This is a genomic window from Klebsiella sp. M041, from assembly GCF_059759695.1.
Genome location: NZ_JCAXWU010000009.1, coordinates 26,501 through 44,956, shown reverse-complemented (window position 1 = coordinate 44,956; position 18,456 = coordinate 26,501). Strand labels below are relative to the sequence as shown.

General features: G+C 62.3%; 20 protein-coding genes. 11 read left to right on the top strand and 9 right to left on the bottom strand.

Annotated features, from left to right (window positions below; all coding sequences use genetic code 11):
- Nucleotides 1–61 precede the first annotated feature (61 nt).
- Nucleotides 62–1,120, top strand: coding sequence for an NAD(P)H-dependent flavin oxidoreductase (locus AC6CWS_RS13375; protein ID WP_065882450.1), 1,059 nt, complete (start codon nt 62–64; stop codon nt 1,118–1,120).
- Between the two features lie 10 nt (nt 1,121–1,130).
- On the opposite strand, the gene AC6CWS_RS13370 is transcribed toward AC6CWS_RS13375, so the two are convergent.
- From AC6CWS_RS13370 to AC6CWS_RS13355, 4 genes are read right to left on the bottom strand one after another with little or no spacing between them, the layout of a single operon-like run.
- Nucleotides 1,131–1,790, bottom strand: a complete 660-nt coding sequence (locus AC6CWS_RS13370; protein WP_072096700.1) for a methionine ABC transporter permease — start codon at nt 1,788–1,790, stop codon at nt 1,131–1,133.
- Nucleotides 1,787–2,578 carry a methionine ABC transporter ATP-binding protein gene (locus tag AC6CWS_RS13365; protein ID WP_023289653.1) on the bottom strand — a complete coding sequence of 264 codons (792 nt, stop codon included), beginning with the start codon at nt 2,576–2,578 and terminating at the stop codon, nt 1,787–1,789. The genes AC6CWS_RS13370 and AC6CWS_RS13365 overlap by 4 nt, the downstream gene beginning before the upstream one ends.
- Nucleotides 2,575–3,381 (bottom strand): MetQ/NlpA family ABC transporter substrate-binding protein, encoded by an 807-nt coding sequence (locus tag AC6CWS_RS13360; protein WP_065882391.1) that lies wholly within the window; start codon nt 3,379–3,381, stop codon nt 2,575–2,577. The genes AC6CWS_RS13365 and AC6CWS_RS13360 overlap by 4 nt, the downstream gene beginning before the upstream one ends.
- 23 nt (nt 3,382–3,404) lie before the next feature.
- A complete protein-coding gene (locus AC6CWS_RS13355) occupies nt 3,405–4,433 on the bottom strand; it encodes an isopenicillin N synthase family dioxygenase (RefSeq protein WP_049014130.1) in 1,029 nt (342 codons plus the stop codon).
- A 281-nt stretch (nt 4,434–4,714) separates the two neighbouring features.
- Here AC6CWS_RS13355 and AC6CWS_RS13350 point away from each other — a divergent pair, with 281 nt between their 5' ends.
- From AC6CWS_RS13350 to AC6CWS_RS13340, 3 genes are all read left to right on the top strand, one after another.
- The gene (locus tag AC6CWS_RS13350; RefSeq protein ID WP_004205937.1) at nt 4,715–4,978 is read left to right on the top strand and encodes a VF530 family protein; all 264 of its coding nucleotides are present in this window, start codon (nt 4,715–4,717) and stop codon (nt 4,976–4,978) included.
- Between the two features lie 21 nt (nt 4,979–4,999).
- On the top strand, nt 5,000–5,311 hold the full coding sequence (locus tag AC6CWS_RS13345; RefSeq protein WP_023289656.1) for a cupin domain-containing protein: 312 nt from the start codon (nt 5,000–5,002) through the stop codon (nt 5,309–5,311).
- Nucleotides 5,312–5,489: 178 nt separating this feature from the next.
- On the top strand, nt 5,490–6,245 hold the full coding sequence (locus AC6CWS_RS13340; protein ID WP_048297496.1) for a VOC family protein: 756 nt from the start codon (nt 5,490–5,492) through the stop codon (nt 6,243–6,245).
- A gap of 9 nt (nt 6,246–6,254) precedes the next feature.
- On the opposite strand, the gene AC6CWS_RS13335 is transcribed toward AC6CWS_RS13340, so the two are convergent.
- Complete coding sequence (locus tag AC6CWS_RS13335; RefSeq protein ID WP_065882393.1) at nt 6,255–7,199, bottom strand: AraC family transcriptional regulator; 945 nt, start codon at nt 7,197–7,199, stop codon at nt 6,255–6,257.
- Between the two features lie 105 nt (nt 7,200–7,304).
- Here AC6CWS_RS13335 and AC6CWS_RS13330 point away from each other — a divergent pair, with 105 nt between their 5' ends.
- Nucleotides 7,305–8,543, top strand: a complete 1,239-nt coding sequence (locus tag AC6CWS_RS13330; RefSeq protein WP_065882452.1) for an MFS transporter — start codon at nt 7,305–7,307, stop codon at nt 8,541–8,543.
- Here AC6CWS_RS13330 and hpxE read toward each other — a convergent pair.
- Complete coding sequence (gene hpxE / locus AC6CWS_RS13325; RefSeq protein ID WP_065882394.1) at nt 8,520–9,494, bottom strand: molybdenum cofactor-independent xanthine hydroxylase subunit HpxE; 975 nt, start codon at nt 9,492–9,494, stop codon at nt 8,520–8,522. The two genes, AC6CWS_RS13330 and hpxE, sit on opposite strands and share 24 nt — an antisense overlap.
- An 11-nt stretch (nt 9,495–9,505) precedes the next feature.
- The gene (gene hpxD / locus AC6CWS_RS13320; protein ID WP_048297498.1) at nt 9,506–10,543 is read right to left on the bottom strand and encodes a molybdenum cofactor-independent xanthine hydroxylase subunit HpxD; all 1,038 of its coding nucleotides are present in this window, start codon (nt 10,541–10,543) and stop codon (nt 9,506–9,508) included.
- Between the two features lie 125 nt (nt 10,544–10,668).
- Between hpxD and hpxR the strand changes: the two genes are divergently transcribed.
- A complete protein-coding gene (hpxR, locus tag AC6CWS_RS13315) occupies nt 10,669–11,592 on the top strand; it encodes a LysR family hpxDE operon transcriptional regulator HpxR (protein ID WP_023289662.1) in 924 nt (307 codons plus the stop codon).
- On the opposite strand, the gene hpxO is transcribed toward hpxR, so the two are convergent.
- Complete coding sequence (hpxO, locus tag AC6CWS_RS13310; RefSeq protein WP_023289663.1) at nt 11,573–12,727, bottom strand: FAD-dependent urate hydroxylase HpxO; 1,155 nt, start codon at nt 12,725–12,727, stop codon at nt 11,573–11,575. The genes hpxR and hpxO overlap by 20 nt on opposite strands.
- 345 nt (nt 12,728–13,072) lie before the next feature.
- Between hpxO and AC6CWS_RS13305 the strand changes: the two genes are divergently transcribed.
- The 5 genes from AC6CWS_RS13305 to AC6CWS_RS13285 all read left to right on the top strand — a co-directional run bounded on the left by AC6CWS_RS13305 (nt 13,073) and on the right by AC6CWS_RS13285 (nt 17,106).
- Complete coding sequence (locus tag AC6CWS_RS13305) at nt 13,073–14,452, top strand: nucleobase:cation symporter-2 family protein (RefSeq protein ID WP_065882396.1); 1,380 nt, start codon at nt 13,073–13,075, stop codon at nt 14,450–14,452.
- Nucleotides 14,430–14,930 (top strand): 2-oxo-4-hydroxy-4-carboxy-5-ureidoimidazoline decarboxylase, encoded by a 501-nt coding sequence (gene uraD, locus AC6CWS_RS13300; protein WP_065882398.1) that lies wholly within the window; start codon nt 14,430–14,432, stop codon nt 14,928–14,930. Before AC6CWS_RS13305 ends, uraD begins: the two co-directional genes overlap by 23 nt.
- Nucleotides 14,927–15,253, top strand: a complete 327-nt coding sequence (uraH, locus tag AC6CWS_RS13295; RefSeq protein ID WP_065882401.1) for a hydroxyisourate hydrolase — start codon at nt 14,927–14,929, stop codon at nt 15,251–15,253. Before uraD ends, uraH begins: the two co-directional genes overlap by 4 nt.
- Before the next feature lie 264 nt (nt 15,254–15,517).
- Nucleotides 15,518–15,784, top strand: a complete 267-nt coding sequence (gene hipB / locus AC6CWS_RS13290) for a type II toxin-antitoxin system antitoxin HipB (RefSeq protein WP_023289667.1) — start codon at nt 15,518–15,520, stop codon at nt 15,782–15,784.
- Nucleotides 15,784–17,106: a type II toxin-antitoxin system HipA family toxin gene (locus tag AC6CWS_RS13285; protein WP_101995004.1), complete on the top strand. Its 1,323-nt coding sequence runs from the start codon at nt 15,784–15,786 to the stop codon at nt 17,104–17,106. The genes hipB and AC6CWS_RS13285 overlap by 1 nt, the downstream gene beginning before the upstream one ends.
- 16 nt (nt 17,107–17,122) lie before the next feature.
- Here AC6CWS_RS13285 and AC6CWS_RS13280 read toward each other — a convergent pair whose 3' ends face one another.
- Nucleotides 17,123–18,415: a glycoside hydrolase family 10-like protein gene (locus AC6CWS_RS13280; RefSeq protein WP_065882402.1), complete on the bottom strand. Its 1,293-nt coding sequence runs from the start codon at nt 18,413–18,415 to the stop codon at nt 17,123–17,125.
- Between the last annotated feature and the right edge of the window lie 41 nt (nt 18,416–18,456).

Sequence of the window (18,456 nt, the reverse complement as noted above, 5' to 3'; positions counted from 1 at the left end):
TGATCTTATCATCTTTAAAAGAGATGGTAAGCCTCCGGCATCGCTCATGAACGAGGAACCCATGCAAAATTCACTGCTTTCGCTTCTTGATATTGACTACCCCCTGATCCAGGCCCCGATGGCGGGCGTCTCCACCCCCGCGCTGGCTGCCGCGGTGAGTCATGCCGGGGCGCTGGGTTCGCTGGGGCTGGGCGCTTCAACCGTTGCCCAGGCGGAAGCGATGATCGTCGCCACCCGCCAGCTGACGGACCGGCCGTTCAATGTCAATCTGTTTTGCCATGCGCCGCCCCGGCGCGACGCCCGACGGGAGGCGGACTGGGCTGAGACGCTGCGCCCCCATTTTACCCGCTTTGGCAGTCTCCCTCCGGCGTCGCTTAGGGAGATATACCAGACGTTTATCGGCCACACCGCCATGCTGGAGCTGCTTCTCGATCTCTCACCCGCGGTGGTGAGCTTTCATTTCGGCCTTCCTGAGCGCGAGGCGATCCAGCGCCTGCGACAGCAGGGGATCGTCACCATGGCCACGGCGACGTCGCTTAAGGAGGCGCAGGTCATTGAGGAGCAGGGGATTGACGTGGTGGTCGCTCAGGGCTTTGAGGCGGGCGGGCACCGGGGGATCTTCGACCCGCAGGAGCCAGACGCGCAGATGAGCACCTTTACTCTGGTGCAACATCTGCGGCGTCAGCTGACCATCCCGGTGGTCGCCGCCGGGGGCATCATGGATGGCGCGGGGATCGCCAGCGTGATGCAGCTGGGGGCGCAGGGCGCTCAGCTCGGCACGGCGTTTTTACTCTGTCCGGAATCGGCCGCCGACGCCGGCTACCGCGCGGCGATCGCTAACAGCATTGACGGGCGTACGGTACTGACCTCAGCGATATCCGGGCGTCCGGCACGTTGTCTGGCGAATACCTTCTGCGCAGTGGGGGAAGCCTGTCCGGCGAGCGCTGTGCCGGATTATCCGCTGGCATATGATATCGGCAAAGCGCTGGCCGCCGCCGCGAAAGCCCAGGGCGTCCATGAGTATGGCGCACACTGGGCCGGGCAGGGTGTGGGGTTGATCCGCGAGTGTGACGCCGCCAGTCTGGTCCGCCAGCTGGCGGCTGAGTGCGGCTGGAATTAATATCTGACGGTTAGCGGCGGTGTGCCAGGCGGCGCACCAGCCGATCGCCGGCCATTTGTACGCCCTGAACCATCGCCACCAGGATCAGCACCGTGCCAAACATCACCTCATTATTGAACCGCTGATAGCCGTAGCGGATGGCGAGGTCGCCGAGTCCGCCGCCGCCGATCACCCCGGCCATCGACGAAAAGCCAATCAGCATCACGATGGTCAGCGTAATCCCGGCCAGCAGCGTCGGCAGGGCTTCCGGCAGCAGAGATTTAAAAATCACGTGCCAGACGTTGCCGCCCATCGACAGAATGGCTTCGATTCTCCCGTAATCCACCTCGTCGAGCGCGTTTTCCGTCAGGCGGGCAAAGAACGGAAAGGCGCCGATGGTCACCGGCACGATAGCGGCGGTGCTGCCCAGCGTGGTGCCGACGATCAGGCGGGTAAAAGGGATCAGCGCGATCAGCAGCACGATAAACGGTAACGATCTGCCGATGTTGATCGCCGCCCCCAGCAGCGCGTTCAGTTTCGGCATCGGCGCGAGGCCGTTGGCGCGGGAAATAAATAACAACACACCGGTGGGCAGCCCGATCAGCACGGTAAACAGGGCCGCCAGGCCCACCATATAGAGCGTATCCAGCGTGCCGTCGAGTAATAACGGCCACAAATCTTCCCAGCTCATGCTACTCCGCATAATGGCCTCCCCTGAACGCCGTGACGGGTAAGAAAATCCTGTTCAGCCTGCGGGTCGTGCAGCAGCGACTGACGCAGCCGTGACCACGGGGTCACCAGCAGGTCGGCGAGTTTGCCGCTTTCGACAATTTCGCCCTGTTCCAGCAGCGCCGCGTGGTCACAAATGGTTTTCACCACCTCCAGCTGGTGCGTTATCAGCACAATGGTCAGATTGAGCCGCTGGTTAATATCCGCCAGCAGAGCCAGCACCGAGGCGGTGGTCTCGGGATCCAGCGCGCTGGTCGCCTCATCGCACAGCAGCACCTCCGGTCGGGCGGCCAGCGCCCGGGCGATGCCGACGCGCTGTTTTTGCCCGCCGGAAAGCTGAGACGGGAAGGCGGCGGCCTTGTCGCTGAGATCCACCAGCTCCAGCAGTTCGCGCACCCGCGCTTCGCGAGCGGCCCGCGGCACCCCGGCTATCTCCAGCGGCACCGCGATGTTGTCGGCGACGGTGCGGGCATGCAGCAGATTGAAGTGCTGGAAAATCATCCCGGTACGCAGGCGATAATCCCGCAGCGCCGCCTTGTTCAGCTGTGTAATATCCTGTCCGTTCACCAGAATGCGGCCCGAGGTGGGCCGCTCCAGCAAATTGAGACAGCGGATGAGCGTACTTTTGCCGGCGCCGCTGCGCCCGAGAATGCCGTATATCGCCCCTTTCGGGATCTGTAACGCGATATCGTTCAGCGCCGGTCGGCCGGTTCCGGCGTAGGTTTTGCTCAGCCCTTCGATGGTTATCATGACTGAGGGGCCACCGGGATCACCGAGCCGTTGTAGTTTTTACGGATAAACTCCGCTACCTGCGGCGACGTCAGGTCTTTCGCCAGCGCCTTAATGCGCGGGTCATTGGCCAGGGCTGGGGTGGTCACCAGGATATTGGCGTAGGGGTTATGCTCGGCGCTTTCCAGCCCCAGAGCGTCTTTCGCCGGCACCAGCCCGGCTTCGAGGGCGTAGTTACCGTTAATCACCGCCAGGTCGACATCGTCGAGGGAGCGCGGGATCTGCGGCGATTCAATCTCCAGGATCTTCAGGTGTTTCGGGTTCTCGACAATATCCTTCGGCGTCGCCAGAGTGGTGGCCGGGTCGGTAAATTTAGGGGCCAGCTTGATAAGCTTCTGTGCCTGCAGCAGGAACAGCGCACGGCTCAGGTTGGTGGTGTTATTCGGCACCGCCACCGTGGCGTTGTCGGGCAGCGACGAGAAATTTTTATGTTTATGCGAGTAGATCCCCAGCGGCTCAATGTGCACGGTGGCCGCGACGGCAAAAGTTTTACCCAGCGCTTTTTCCTGATCCTTCAGGTAGGGAACATGCTGGAAGTAGTTGGCATCTACGTCGCCACTGGCCAGCAGTTCATTGGCGTTGACCCCGCTGGTCAGCTCCACCACCTTCAGATCGAGGCTGGGATCGATTTTTTTGATGTAGTTGAGGATCTCCGCGTGGGGAACCGGGTCCGCGGCGACGCGCAGCGCGGCGGCCTGGGCAGACGTCCATGCCAGAGAAAGAGACAGTGCGACCCCTGCCAGTTTAAAAGCGGCATATTTCATGGTGTGTTCCTTTTTAGTTATGGTTAAACGATCAATTGCTCGGCGCGTTCGCGAAACACGTCCTGATAGTAGCGTTCCGCCACGTCCGGATGGGAACGCAGACGGCCCTTGAGATAATTCCAGCCGACATCGCGCAGCAGCGGATTGTGCGGGTCGCTGTCCGGACCGCGCGCCTCACGCGCCAGCTCGGGCGGCAGGGTATAAACCGGCACCACCGCGTCAAGCTGGGCGCCAAGGAAGAAAGCGATGGAGAGGCGCTGCTGCTGCGCCGGCGGCGACACCACCCGGTGAACGGTAGCGCGCAGATAGCCGTTGGTGGCCAGCTCCAGCAGTTCGCCAATATTGACCACAAAGCTGCCGGCCAGCGGCACAGCGTCGATCCACTGCCCGGGCGCCACCTCAACCTGCAGCCCTTTCTGTTCGTCCTGCAGCAGGAAGCTGAGAAAACCGGAATCTTTATGGGCGCCGACGCCCTGGCTGCTTTGCGTCTCCTGCTGGCCGGGATAGCGGATCAGTTTGATATGCTCGTTGGGTTTGTCGCCATAGAGCCGGTCAAAGGCATTCTCCGGGAGCTGCAGCGCTTCGGCAAAGGCGCGCAGCAGGCGGATCCCCACCTGAGTCATCTGCTGTTGCCAGTGAAGTAATACCGGTTTAAGCGACGGCAGGGCGGCAGGCCACAGATTCGGACCCTGCAGGCGCTGCCAGCGCGGGGCGTCATCGCTGAGGGTCAGCGCCGGACGTTCGGCGCCGATATCAAACTGCTCTCGCCAGTCAGGCTGGCCGCGCGTCAGCTCAGAGGCCGCGCGGTTATAGCCGCGAAAATGGGGGGAGTGGATCATCGCCACCTGCTGTTTTTGCGCCTCATCGAGGGCAAAAAAGCGTTGGGACTGGCGCTGAACTTCATATTGAAGCGCGTCGTCGACACCGTGGTTGATCAGATAAAAGAAGCCGATGTCGCGGGCGGCGTGGCGCAGGTCGGCCAGGAAGGCCGCTTTATCCGCGGGGTCCGCGTAGCGGGCCAGATCGAGAATCGGCAGGGTTGTCGCGTTCATTGTGTTCTCCGAAAACGGGATAATATGTTATGGGTCGATTCAGGTTCAGGGTTCGGGCACAACAGCAGCGCATGGTGATTTCCTCTGTTCGGGGCTGAGCACAGCTTGCCTCAGGGCCAGATAATCAACCAATAACGTTATTTTCTAATTTATGTTCGCGCGGGGTTCAGTGCTTTTGCGTTAAATAGATAAAGGCGTAAGGGCGAACTGAAGCCGTTGCGCCCGTCACCGAGAGTCAGTAAGGTGGGCGCACTTTTTTAATGCGGAACGGATGTATCCTCATGCACAGTTCAAAAGATCCCCTGCACGGCGTGACGCTGGAAGCGCTGCTCAATGCCCTGGTCGCGCGCTACGGCTGGGCGGAAATGGCCCGCCAGGTCAACATTAACTGCTTTAAAAGCGATCCCAGCATCAAGTCCAGCCTGAAATTTCTCCGCCGGACGCCGTGGGCGCGCAAAGAGGTGGAGGCGATGTATCTGGCTTCGCTCGACGACGATGCGCCGGCAGAGAAAGCGGATCCATGGGCAAACTGGCAGAAAAAATAACCCTTACCACAGGACATCATTATGCAGAGCTGGAGCAGTAAAGATTTCACCGCCGACCGCGCGTGGGGCGCGCTGGATATCGCCAATTTTTCCGGCACCACCGTGCGCCTGCACTGGACCGACCAACCCTATATCTGGCACATCAACGACGGTCAGGAGGTGTTTGCCGTCATGGATGGTCAGGTGGCGATGCATGTGAAAGTCAACGGCGAGGAGCAGGTGATCGTGCTGAACGCCGGCGATATCTTCTACGCCGAGGTGGGATGCGAGCATGTCGCTCATCCCCAGGGGGCGGCGCGTATTCTGGTGATTGAGAAAGAAGGGTCGGTTTGATCCCGCCGGCGGGCCATTCGTTAGTCCGCCGTTTCATCGCCTTTCAGACTCCATATACCGCGTTGATATAAATCACGTATCCAGCTTTCGATATACTTAATTCTTGTTTGCCATTCCCTTCACCCCGGCACTATCTTTTGCCGCAGACGCCTGAACAGGCACAACCGCGGGAGAGATCATGGCAACCTTGCAGTGGGACCACGCAGTACAGTTTGTGAATCAGCCGGAAGCGGCAATTGAAACCTTTGCCGGACAGCAGCTGCGGGCGGTGGCCGGTGGGCGCCATCCGGGGTGGGGAACCCGCAATGCGCTGAGCTATTTTGGTCTGACCTATATCGAATTCCTCGCCATTTCCGACCCGGACGAACTGCGCGCCGCGACGGACAGGTTTCTGCTCTCGCGGGATGCCGCGCGGTTGCTGCCGGAGAACGAAGCGCTGTTTCGCGTCGCGCTGCGCAGCGACGACATCGACGCCACCCATGACCACTTGCGGCGCAAGGGGCTGGCGGTGTCACCGATCGTCGATGGCCAGCGCCACGATCCGCAGGGCAATGTCATCCGCTGGCGGATCTTCACCATCGATGGCGACACCGACGGGCTGGTCTATCCTTTTGTGCTGCAGTGGGGAGAAGACGACGAGACCCGGCTGGCGCGGCTGCGCGCCCAGGGGCTGGACGTGCCTCATCCGCTGGGCGACATTGTGCTCGAGCAGGCGGTGTTCGAGGTGGACAATCCGCAGGCGGTGCGCGATCGCTGGCAGGCGCTGCTGGGCTTCCCGCCACAGGGGGAGCAGGGGCTGGACGTGGGCGGCCAGTGGTTTACTTTCCGCGAAGGAGCCGCCAACCAGCTGACCGAACTGGTGTTTCGCGTCGCCAACCCGGCGCTTAAGGGGCAACGCTTTCGCGTTGGCAACGGCGTGTATCGCTTTATATGAAGGCTGACTCTAGCGTGTCGTGGCGCGCAGGGCCCCCGGCGGCTGGCCGGTGATGCGTTTGAAAGCCCGGCTGAAGGCCGCCAGCGACTGATACCCGAGGCGGAAGGCCACCTTTTCCAGCGCCTGGCCTTCGTGGGTGATGTACTGCACCGCCAGCCGCATACGCAGCTCGGTCAGATAGCGGGCGGGGGTGGTGCCGGTGGCGGCAAGAAAACGCTCGGCGAAGAGAGAGCGCGACAGCCCCGCCTCCCGCGCCAGATCTTCCACTTTCCAGTTCACGCCCGGACGCTGATGCATGGCGTAGATCGCTTTCGCCAGCCGGGGATCGCGCAGGACCTGCACCCAGCCGGTGGCGTTACCGCACCCGCATGCCACCCAGCCGCGGACAATCAGCGCGGCCACCACGTCCGCCAGCCTGGCGAGGATCCCGGCATAGCCCGCCTGGCGGGTGAGGGATTCCCGCTCCATTGCGGCCAGCAGCGGCTGGATCTCCGGCCAGGTGTGGAGCAGACAACTCACCCGCATCACCTCGGGCATGGCCTTCACCAGTGGCTGCATGCCGCCGAGCTCAAAGTCCATGCAACCGCTGAAAATCACGGCGCGCTCCGGGCAGTCAGGCTGGCCGCCAGCGTTGATGCAACTTACCGTGCTGCACACCGTTTCGCTGTTCAACTGCGCCACATTCACCACCGCGGCCTGCGGATCGGAGAGCAGGGCATGTCCGTCGCCGTTGGGAATAAACAGCGCGTCGCCGCTCTCCAGGGTGAACTGTTCTCCGCTGGCCATGCGCAGCAGCACCGGTCCGCGGCTGATGAAATGGAACTGGGCTTTGCCCGCCACGGCGCTAAAGCCGACGCCAAACGGGCGGGAGGTTTCGATGCGCCGGTAATTCACGCCGGAGAGGCGCATACCGCGCAGCAGTTCGCTGGTCAGGTCGATAGTAGGCTGGCTCATGGTAATTCCGGACGAATAATCAATAACTGAAGAGTATGTATCATATATCGTCCAGGGGTAAGCCCCTAAGATGACCAGGATGTTAATAAACCTGGAGAGATGTATATGACTTCCTGCATAGCTGCTGACGCAAGCCTGACACCCGTCAGGCCTGCCTGGCGTGCCGTCTATGCCCTGGCCCTCGGGGTGTTCGGCCTGATCGTGGCCGAGTTTCTGCCCGCCAGCCTGTTAACGCCGATGGCCAGCAGCCTCGGCGTCAGCGAAGGGATGGCCGGGCAGGCGGTGACCGCCACGGCGCTGGTGGCGTTAGTCACCGGCCTGCTGATCGCCACCGCCACCCGCAATATCGACCGCCGCTGGGTGCTGATGTTTTTTTCCGTGCTGCAGATTGTCTCCAGCCTGATGGTCGCTTTTGCCGGTTCGCTGGCGTTTCTCCTGCTCGGTCGTCTGCTGCTGGGGATCGCCATCGGCGGTTTCTGGGCGATGTCCACCGCCACGGCGATGCGTCTGGTGCCGGCGGCCCATGTGCCGAAGGCGCTGGCGATCATCTTTTCCGCGGTATCTGTCGCCACGGTGGTGGCCGCGCCGCTCGGCAGCTACCTCGGGGAGCTGATCGGCTGGCGCAACGTGTTTATTCTCTGCGCGATACCCAGCCTGCTGGCGCTGCTCTGGCAGCTGTGGGTGCTGCCCTCCATGCGCCCGGAAAGCGTTGGCACCTTCTCCACGCTGTTCAGGGTGCTGCGCCGTCCCGGTATGCTGGGCGGCATGCTGGCGTCGATCCTGATTTTCAGCGGCCATTTCGCCTTCTTCACCTACCTGCGTCCGTTCCTTGAGACCGTCGCGCAGACCAGCGTTGAAGGCGTTTCACTGATTTTGCTCGGCTTCGGTATCGCTAACTTTATCGGCACCTCGGTAGCGAGCTATCTGCTGAGCCGCAGCCTGCGTCTGACCCTGGCGCTGGTGCCGCTGATGATGAGCGTCCTGGCGCTGCTGATGGTGACGTTTGGCCATCTGAGCGTGCTCGACGGGCTGCTAGTCGCCCTGTGGGGGTTTGCCTTCGGTCTGGTGCCGGTGGCCTGGTCCACCTGGCTGGCCACCACCGTGCCGGATGAGGCGGAAAGCGCGGGCGGTCTGCTGGTGGCCTCTATTCAGCTGGCCATCAGCGCCGGCGCCGCCGGCGGCGGGGCGGTGTTCGATCTGCACGGCGCCAGCGGCGTCTTCACCGGCAGCGGTGTGCTGCTGTTGACCGCGATGGTCGTGGTCTTCACCGCCGTGCGGGTGAAACCGGTCGCCCGCGCCGAACAGCCGGAGACCGGTCGCTTATCCCGCGAGATCGATAACTAAATTGGCCGACAGGCTGCGGGAGCAGCACAGCGCAATATGCTGCTCCGCTGCCTGTTTTTCCGCCTCCGACTGCACGGTATCCCGGTGGTCGACCGTTCCCTCCCGCACCGGCGTCAGGCAGGCGCCGCAGATCCCCATTTCGCAGGAGAGCGGCACATCGACGCCATGCTCCTGCAGCACCCGGGCGATGGTTTTGTTCCCCGGTACCGGCCAGCGCTCCCCGGTGGAGGCGAGGGTGATGGTGAAGGTTCCGTCCGCCGCCGAGGCCGCCGTCGTGGCGGGCGGCTGGAACGCTTCGCTGTGCAGTTGCGCCTCCGCCCAGCCGGCCGCCAGCGCGGTGTCGCGCACCTGGTTCATAAACCCTGCCGGTCCGCAGAAATAGACCCGGGTGTCGGCGTCCGGCGCGCCCAGATCCTGCGCCAGCCGCAGGCGCGGACTCTCTCCGTCGGCAGAGCAGTGGATCAGGCAGGTTCCGCCGGTGAGCTGGCTGGCGATCTCGGTGGCGAAGGCGGCCTCCTGCGCGCGGCTGACGTAGTAGTGCAGCGTAAAGCTGGCGCCGGACGCCGCCCGGGCGTGGGCCATCGCCAGCAGCGGCGTAATGCCGATCCCGGCGGCGAGGAGCACCACGTGGCCGCCCCCGCGCAGGGGAAAGTGGTTGCGCGGGGCAGAGATCAGCAAGGGCTGCCCCGGACGCAGGGTGTCATGAATATAACGGGAGCCGCCTCGCGACTGCGCCTCGCGGGCGACGCAGAGCAGATAGTGATCCCGCCCGGCCGGGCTGCCGGTCAGCGAATACTGACGGATCAGCCCGCAGGGGAGATGGAGGTCGATATGGGCGCCGGGCGTCCACGCCGGCAGCGGTTGCCCATCGGCGCTCACCAGACGAACGGCCAGATTTTTCGCGCCCTGGCGCCACAGGCCATCGACCACCACCGGGAGTATGTCGCGCATAAGACCTCCACTCATACCAGAAAGAAATCGCCAAAGCCCATCTTCTTCAGCCCGCGCCGGTAGGCGATAGAGCTGCGGTCTGCCGGAATATGCGCCTCCAGGGTCAGATCCAGCGGCAGCCGCTCCGGGCGCTGGGTCTCAACCATCAGGCGATCCTCCTCAAACACCCGCAGGTTGAACGCATGAACGTCTTCCACCGGCACATGCAGGTCAAAATTGCGGGCGATAGGGGCGAACATCCGCGTCACGCGCGACGACACCGGCGAGGCGGCGTTCATGATCACCAGCTTCGCATCGGCAGGGAAATGGATGGTCAGCGTGGCGGTGAAGGGCAGATGCATTTCAAAGTGACGCAGCCACTGGAACCCTTCCGGCGCGCGGAAATCGGAGCTGGCCGGATAATTGCCCACCGAGCTCCAGTAGTCGGCAACAAAACCGAACGGTGTCTCCTGCGGGGTGTAGTCCGGCACCTGCTGATTGTCCGGGTCGGCAAAGGTATCAGTGTGGATCCACGCAAAGTGGGCGACATCGAGAAAGCCTTCGACCTGGCGGCCGGCAAAGCCCTTCACCTCGAAGGCCGGGCAGTTGATTTGCTGAAAGCCGGCGTCGTCCCAGTGCGGCATGGTCGGTAACGGCGGCGGATTGTCCGGATCGCAGGCCAGACAGGTCCAGATCAGCCCGTAGCGCTCCTCCACGGCGAAGCTGGTGAGATGCAGTTTGGCTGGAATGGGTTGCCCCGGACTGGAGGGGATGCGGTTGCAGCGGCCATCCTCGCCAAAGCGCAGGCCATGATAGGGGCAGACGATGCCTTCTTCTTCATGAAACCCCAGGGTCAGCGGGACGCCGCGGTGCGGGCAGACGTCGCGGGCGACCACCACCTGACCTTTAATGCGATAGATAACCAGCTGTTCGTCCAGCAGGGTGGCTTTCACCGGGGCGCCGCCAATATCGCAGGCGCGGGCCACCGGGTGCCAGCAGCGGGCCAGCCGCAGCCAGTCCTCTGGATCAAAGGTGCAATGGGCGGGGGGCGTCGGGATGGTTGTCTTCATGATTTCTCTTCCTGCTCACATCGGTGATTGTTTTATTGTTGTGAGATTATTGTTGTCATATTAGGGTGTTCACATCCATCACCATTAATTCACTCTGCTGTTGCAAAAAAGAGTACAGGGTCGCCATGAGTCCATTTTCCCGTTTCGCCCACTATTTCATCGCCGTGGCCCGCTGCGGCAGCCTGCGCCGGGCCGCCGAGCAGCTGCATATCTCCGCCTCGGCGATTAACCGCCAGATCCTGCAGGCCGAGGAGGCCTTCGGGACACCGCTGTTCGAGCGGCTGCCGGAGGGACTGCGGATGACCACCGCGGGCGAACTGCTGTATGACAATCTGCTGCGCTGGCAGAAGGAGTTTCGCCAGACCCGGCAGAAATTTGATGAGCTGCAGGGGATGAAGCGCGGGAGCGTCAGCGTCGGTATGGTGCAGGCGCTGGCGGAAGGTGGCTTCGCCGCCGCGCTGGCGGAGATTATCGCCAGCTGGCCGTGGCTGGAGCTGGATCTGCAGGTGGCCGACAGCCACACCGTCAGCCAGAAAGTGCGTCAGGCGGATCTGGACGTCGGTCTGATCCTCGATCCGCAGGGGCAGGCCGGACTCAGCGTGCTGGCCTTTGCCGAACTGGAGGTGGGGATTGTGATGCGCCCGGACCACCCCCTGGCGGGGGCGAGGGCCCTGTCTTTGGGCGAGCTCAGCCTCGAGCGGCACATCGTGCCCGGCGCGCCGCTGATCGTTCATGAGCGGGTGGCGCTTCTCTATCGCCACCATGACTTTGCGCCTGAGAATACCATCAGCTGCAATGATATCCGGCTCATTAAGTCGCTGGTGCTGCGCGGCAGCGGCGTGACGCTCCTCAGCCTGCTCGACGTGCTGGACGAGGTTCAGCGCGGCCAGCTGGCCTTTGTCCCGCTGCGCAGTACGCTGCTGCGGCCGCTGACCCTGGCGCTGTGCACCGCGCCTTCGCGTCAGCTATCGCGTCCTGCGCAGATGGCCATTCAGACGCTAAGCGCGGTGATTGAATCCATGGCGACCGTCAGCCCAGCGGCCCGCTGAGGATGGTATCGCACATGCCGTTGATAATCCGTTCGCCGGTCTCCTCCCGCAGCTCCTGGTACCAGGCTTCGGTGAGCTGCATATCCTTTCCGTGGGTGATATCGCAGCGCTTGCGCGCCTTCAGTACCAGATCGCGGACCCGGTCGCAGCGCTGGGCTTCATACTCGCGCAGGGCGGTCGCAATATCGCGGGTCTGGCGGAAAACGGCGCCCAGCACCACCGCATCTTCCATCGCCGCGCATCCCCCCTGGCCAATATCCGGGGTGGTGCTGTGTCCGGCGTCGCCCAGCAGCGCGACGCGACCGCGCACCAGGCGGCTGAACGGTTCGATATCGTGGATTTCAATACGGTTGGTGGTCTGCGGGTCAAGGGCGGCGATCAGCTTCTGCACCGGCGGCGCCCAGCCGGCAAAGTAGCGGCTGAGGTCAGCGCGCAGGGTGTCACGATCCTCCGCCAGACCCGCCGGCAGCGGCACATCAAAGAAAAAGTAGAACCGGCCGGCGGAGACCGGCATCAGCGAGACGCGCTTGCCTTCGCCGACAAAGGTGGTCCACTGATCGCCGGGCGCCAGCGCTTCATCTATTTCCACCAGACCGTTCCAGTTGACGTAGCCGGCGTAGCGGCGCTGCGGGGTAAAGCCGAGCACCCACGGACGCAGCGCGGAATGGCTGCCGTCGGCGGCAATCAGCAGATCGCCGCTGGCGCTGCTGCCGTCGGTAAACCACACCGTCACGCCGTCGGCGTTTTCTTCACAGCGGGTGACGCGTTTGCCGAACTGCACGCTTTCCCGTCCCCAGTAATCCAGCATTTCTCGCTGCAGCTCTGCGCGGGAGACCGGGCAGGGGCGGCTGCCGGTACGTTCGATCAGCGGCGCGAGGCTGAACTGGGTCATGTTCTCGCCGCTGCGGAAATCGCGATACGCCATACGGCGCAGCGGTCCGCCGAAGGTTTCCATGATATCGCCCATGCCGAGGTGGGCCATGCACTTCACGCCGTTGGGCCACACGGAAATCGCCGCGCCGACCGGTTTGATCTCTTTCACCGCTTCATAGACTTCGCAGTCGATCCCCGACTGTTTGAGCGCCACTGCCGCACTTAAGCCGCCGATGCCGGCGCCAATCACGATTGCTTTCATTTTTTTCTCCTTCTCCCGATGTTGTGACTGACTACAGCAATTTGCGTACCAGTTCGCCGGAGGGAGGAAAACCGCCGGCCTGAGGCACAGCGATAGGTCATGACGCACCAGGTCGGTGCAATGTGACGCATTGGTTGCCTTTTTATGAATCAAAAGTTTCTGTATGTTGCATTAAGAATCTATCGTTTCAGCATCCTTGTTCAGCAGCGGTGGGGAGCGAGGCATGGCTGGAGTGATTTAACTTAATGATTTTAAAGTATTAATAAATTTATTCGTTCGCTTTGGTCGTCTCTGGCCTGCTTTGTGCAGAAGCTCTTGCACTTCTCTTTGCTACGGGATAACACCATGTCTGACGAACATCACAGCGGCCTGCTTTACGGCCTTGAACAGCGGATCCCACCGCTTGCGGCCTTTTTTAGCGCTCTCCAGCATGTGCTGGCGGGTCTGGTGGGGATCATCACGCCGCCGCTGATTATCGGCGCCACCCTCGGACTTGGCGACTGGCTGCCGTATCTCATCAGTATGTCGCTGCTGGCCTCGGGTATCGGTACCTTTCTGCAGTCCAACCGGGTCTGGGGCATTGGCGCCGGGATGATCTGCATGCAGGGCACCAGCTTCGCCTTTCTTGGCGTGGCGGTAGCCGGAGGGATGTGGGTGAAAGCGCAGGGCGGCGGGCCGCAGGATATTATGGCGATGCTGTTTGGCGTTAACTTTGTCGCCGCCCTGGTGCCGGTGATTGTCAGCCGCTTTATTGAACCGCTGAAGAAAATCTTTACTCCCATCATTACCGGCAGCGTGATTGCGCTGATCGGCATCAGCCTGATCAAGGTCAGCGTTATTAACTGGTGCGGTGGCGAAAAGGCGCAGGATTTCGCCAGCATGAGCAATATCGCGCTCGGGGCGGGTACCCTTGGCGTTATCGTTCTGCTGAGCTGCGCCAAAAACCGCTGGCTGCGGCTCTCCTCGGTGGTGGTGGGCATTGCCGTGGGCTGTGTGGCGGCAGGGCTGAGCGGTCAGTTCCACCTTCACAGCCTGGGCGACACCCTGTTTCGCCTGCCGACGCTGTTTCCGTTCGGCTTTCAGTTCAACAGCGCGATTTTTCTGCCGGTGGCGCTGGTGTCGCTGGTCTGTATTCTGGAGGCGGTGGGCGATCTGACGGCCAACTCGCTGATTTCGCAACAGTCTGTTGACGATCGCGCTTTCCGCAACCGTTTGAAGGGCGGTATCCTGGCGGACGGCGTCAGCTGCATGGTGGCCGCGATGCTCAGCGCCTTTCCGAACACGACTTTCGCGCAGAACAACGGCGTGATCCAGATGACCGGGGTGGCCAGCCGCTATGTCGGGCGCTACATTGGCGTGATTCTGATCCTGCTTGGGCTGTTCCCGCCGGTGGGCGAACTGCTGCGGCAGATCCCGGCGCCGGTGCTGGGGGGCGCCACGATGGTGATGTTTGGCTGTGTGGTAGCGGCCGGGATCCGGATCATTACCCAGAACCCGCTCACCCGACGCGATGTGCTGATCGTTGGTCTGGCGTTTGGCGCGGGCCTTGGCGTGGAGTCGGTGCCGGCGTTTCTCAGCCATTTTCCGCCGATGGTCGGCGATCTGTTCGGTTCGGCGGCCACCAGCGGTGGGCTGGTGGCGATAGCGCTGAACCTTGTTCTGCCGCAGGAGCAGGCGGCGACGAAAACGATAAGGAGTCAGAATGATCGCGCTGAGACAGTTTAACCGTCTGAGTCATGATGAGGCAGTGGCGCTGCTGGCCCCCTGCGTGGCGATCCCGGCCTGGAGCGATACGCTGGTGAGCTTGCGACCCTTCGCCTGCCGTGAAGCGCTGCTGCAGGTCGCCCGGGAAGCGATGGGTGACTGGGGGGAGAACGATCTGAACGCGGCGCTCAGCGCCCATCCGCGGATCGGCGAAAAACCGACCGGCAGCCAGGCGCACGCGACGATGTCGCGCCAGGAGCAGTCGGCGGTGGACAGCGATAATGAAAAGCTGGCGCAGGCCCTGCGGGAGGGGAATGCCCGCTACGAGGCTCGTTTTGGCCGGGTGTTTTTAATCCGCGCCAAAGGGCGCAGCGGCGAAGAGATGCTGCAGGCGCTGACGCGCCGGCTGCAGCATACCGCCGACGAAGAAGTGGCTGAGGCGCTTGCCCAGCTGCGGGAAATTACGATGTTAAGACTGGAAGGAGCGATTGGCGAATGAGTACCCTGAGCACCCATATTCTGGATATTTCCACCGGCACGCCGGCGGAAGGCGTGACGGTCAGCCTGAGCCGGGAGGGCGAGACGCTGGCGAACCTGGTGACGAACGCCCAGGGGCGTATAGCCGCCTTCAGCGCCGCACCGCTGCCGGCGGGGCGCTACTGCTTAACCGCGGAAACGGGGGCGTGGTTTGCCCGCGTCGGGCGCGAGAGCGTTTTTACCCGGGCGCAGATTGATTTTGTCATTGGCGAGGCGACAGATGACCATTTCCATCTGCCGTTTCTGATAGCCCCGGGCGGGTGGTCGACCTACCGCGGCAGCTAAGCCCGGCTGCCCATTGCCGGGCAGCGCTGCGCTTGCCCGGCCTGGATCGTTGCGGAGCAGGCAGAGACAGCCCGTAGGCCCGGTAAGGCGCAGCCGCCACCGGGCATGTAAAGGTGTCTCCGGCCACCATTCTTCCTGTTTTATCCCTACACAAGGATAATTATACTCCTATCCCCACCAGGGGATAACCTTGACATTATCCCCTGTAGGGTATAAAAGCAGATTTATCCCGATAGGGGGATAAACAATGGTGAGGAACAAGCGATGCATTCCCCGCAGATATACAGTCCCGTTCAGCTGGCCAATTACCTGAAACTGCTGCGCCAGCAAAATCACTGGACTCAGGAGGCGCTGGCCAGCCGGATCGGCATTAAACAGGCGACGCTGTCCAATTTTGAAAATCATCCGGACAAAACCACCTTGACCACCCTGTTCAAGATCCTCCAGTCGCTGGGGGTGGTGATGACCCTGAACGCCAAACCGGCCGAGACGGCGACGGCCCCCGATAACACCACGGATCTGGACTGGTAATGGCGACGCTCACCACCTGGATGAACAATGTGCGCGTGGGAACCTTAACCCGCCAGGCCAACGGGGCGCACAGTTTCCGCTATGATGACGAGTGGCTGCGCAGCCCGCGCGCCAGGCCGCTCTCCCTCTCGCTGCCGCTGCAGTATGGCAATATCACCGCCGACGCGGTGTATCACTATTTTGATAACCTGCTGCCCGACAGCCCCCAGGTCCGCGACCGGATCGTCAGGCGCTATCAGGCGCGCTCGAAACAGCCGTTCGAGCTGCTGGCCGAGGTCGGCCGGGATAGCGTAGGGGCGGTGACTCTGCTGCCGCCGGGGGAAGAGGCGCATCTTGCAGCGTTGCGCTGGCAGACGCTGGATGAGGCGCAACTGACCGCGTTGCTGACTGCCTACCAGTCGGATATTCCGCTCGGGATGGTGACCGGCCAGGACGATTTTCGTATCTCGGTGGCCGGCGCTCAGGAGAAAACCGCGCTGCTGCGAATGGGCGAGCACTGGTGTATTCCGCAGGGCACCACCCCGACCACCCATATCATTAAACTGCCCATTGGCGAGATAAAACAGCCCAATGCGACGCTGGATCTGCGTGAAAGCGTGGATAACGAATATCTGTGCCTGGCGCTGGCCAGGGCGTTGGGCCTGGCGGTGCCGGAGGCGGAGATTATCACCACCCCGCGGATCCGTGCGCTGGCGGTGACCCGCTTCGACCGGCGCTGGGCGCAGGAGGGGCGCGTGCTGCTGCGGCTGCCACAAGAGGATCTGTGTCAGGCATTTGGCATCCCGTCGTCGATGAAATACGAGTCTGACGGCGGGCCGGGTATCGCCGCGATCATGACCTTTCTGCTGGGCTCCAGTGAAGCCCTGAAAGATCGCTATGACTTTATGAAGTTCATGGTGTTCCAGTGGCTGACCGGGGCAACGGACGGGCATGCGAAGAATTTCTCGCTCTTTTTGCTGCCCGGCGGCAGCTACCGGCTCACGCCGTTCTACGACATTATTTCGGCATTTCCGGTGCTGGGAGGGACGGGACTGCATCTGCGCGACCTGAAGCTGTCGATGGGGCTCAACGCCACCCGAGGGCGGAAAACGGAGATTAACGCCATCTATCCGCGTCATTTTCTGGCGACCGCCAAAGCGGTTAACTTTCCCCGGGATCAGATGCTGGCGATCCTTGACGAGTTTGCCGACCGCGTGCCACAGGCCATCGAAAGCGCCCGCCGAACGCTGCCGGCGGACTTTTCCGCCCACGTCTGGCGGGCGATCACGGAGAACATGCTGAAACTGCACGCCCGCCTGCAGCAAGGGCTGCAGGCGCGATAGCGAAGCCGAGTGGCGGTTAGCTCTGCGGCTGCCCCCAGCGGCTGCGCAGGTAGTTAACCGCCTGGCGGGTCTGCGGCTGATTGAGGTTGTTTTCGCGGAACAGGATGGTGCCCTGGATCTGCGGCAGGGACTCATTGAGATCGAGCTGCTTTTTCAGCTCCGGCACGCCGCCATCCACCGTCCAGTCAGGCTCATTTTTGGACGGCTCACCCACCTTATACAGCGCCACGCCAATATACAGCCGGGTATGGGTGGGCTTAACCACCTCGGCCCACCAGTTGGCCAGCACATCATAGCGCGCCGCATCGCGGGCAAATGGCCAGTAGATCTGCGGGGCGATGTAGTCGAGCAGTCCCTGCTGCACCCAGCTGCGGGTATCGGCATAGGATTCATCATAGGCGGCCGCGCCACGGGTATCAGACCCCGCTGGATCGTGGGAGCGGTTGCGCCACACCCCGGCCGGGCTTACGCCAAACTCGACGTTCGGATTGAGTTTTTTAATGGTCGCGGAGACCTGGGCAATAAGCTGTTGAGTGTTATGCCGCCGCCAGTCGCCCTTCGAGGCATAGCCCTGCCCGTAACGGCGGAAGGTCTCGTTGTCGTTAAGCGGGGAAGCGGCGGTTTCGGTGTAGAAATAGTCATCGAACTGCACGCCGTCAATCGGGTAGTTCTGCACCACTTCAGCGACGATGCTGGTGATCCAGTCACGCGCTTCGGGAATACCCGGGTCGAGAACAAAGCGATCGCTGGCGGTGCGGATCCAGTTACGGTGCAGGACAAACACGCTGGCCGGCACCTGAGTGAGGGTGTTATTCAGCTCGGCAATAGTCGACGGTTTGGTGTTGACCGAGACGCGGTAAGGGTTAAACCACGCGTGAACCTTCATGCCGCGCTTGTGCGCTTCATCCAGCATAAACTGCAGCGGATCGTAGCCGGGATATTCGCCGATTTTGCCGGTCAGCATATCGGACCACGGTAGAATATCCGACCGCCAGAGCGCCGTACCGTCCGGTTTTACCTGGAAAAAGACGGTGTTGATCCCCAGGCGCTGCAGATTATCGAGTTTGGCGATCAGCGCCAGCTTCTGCTGCGTGATGCGGCTTTCCGGCGTACTGGCGATAATCGACCCGACCGGCGGCCAGTCAAGGCGCGAGACGGTGGTGAGCCAGACACCGCGTACCGGCTCCCGGTGCGTCTGACTGGCTTTAACGGCCGCGCTCTTCGGCGGCGTGACGAGGGATTTCGGGGCCTTACTGGTGCAGCTGAACAGCATGCCGGCGGCGATGAGCGCCGCGCCTGCCAGCGCCACTTTGCTGGCTAAGGGGAATCGACGAGAATGGCTGATGATGA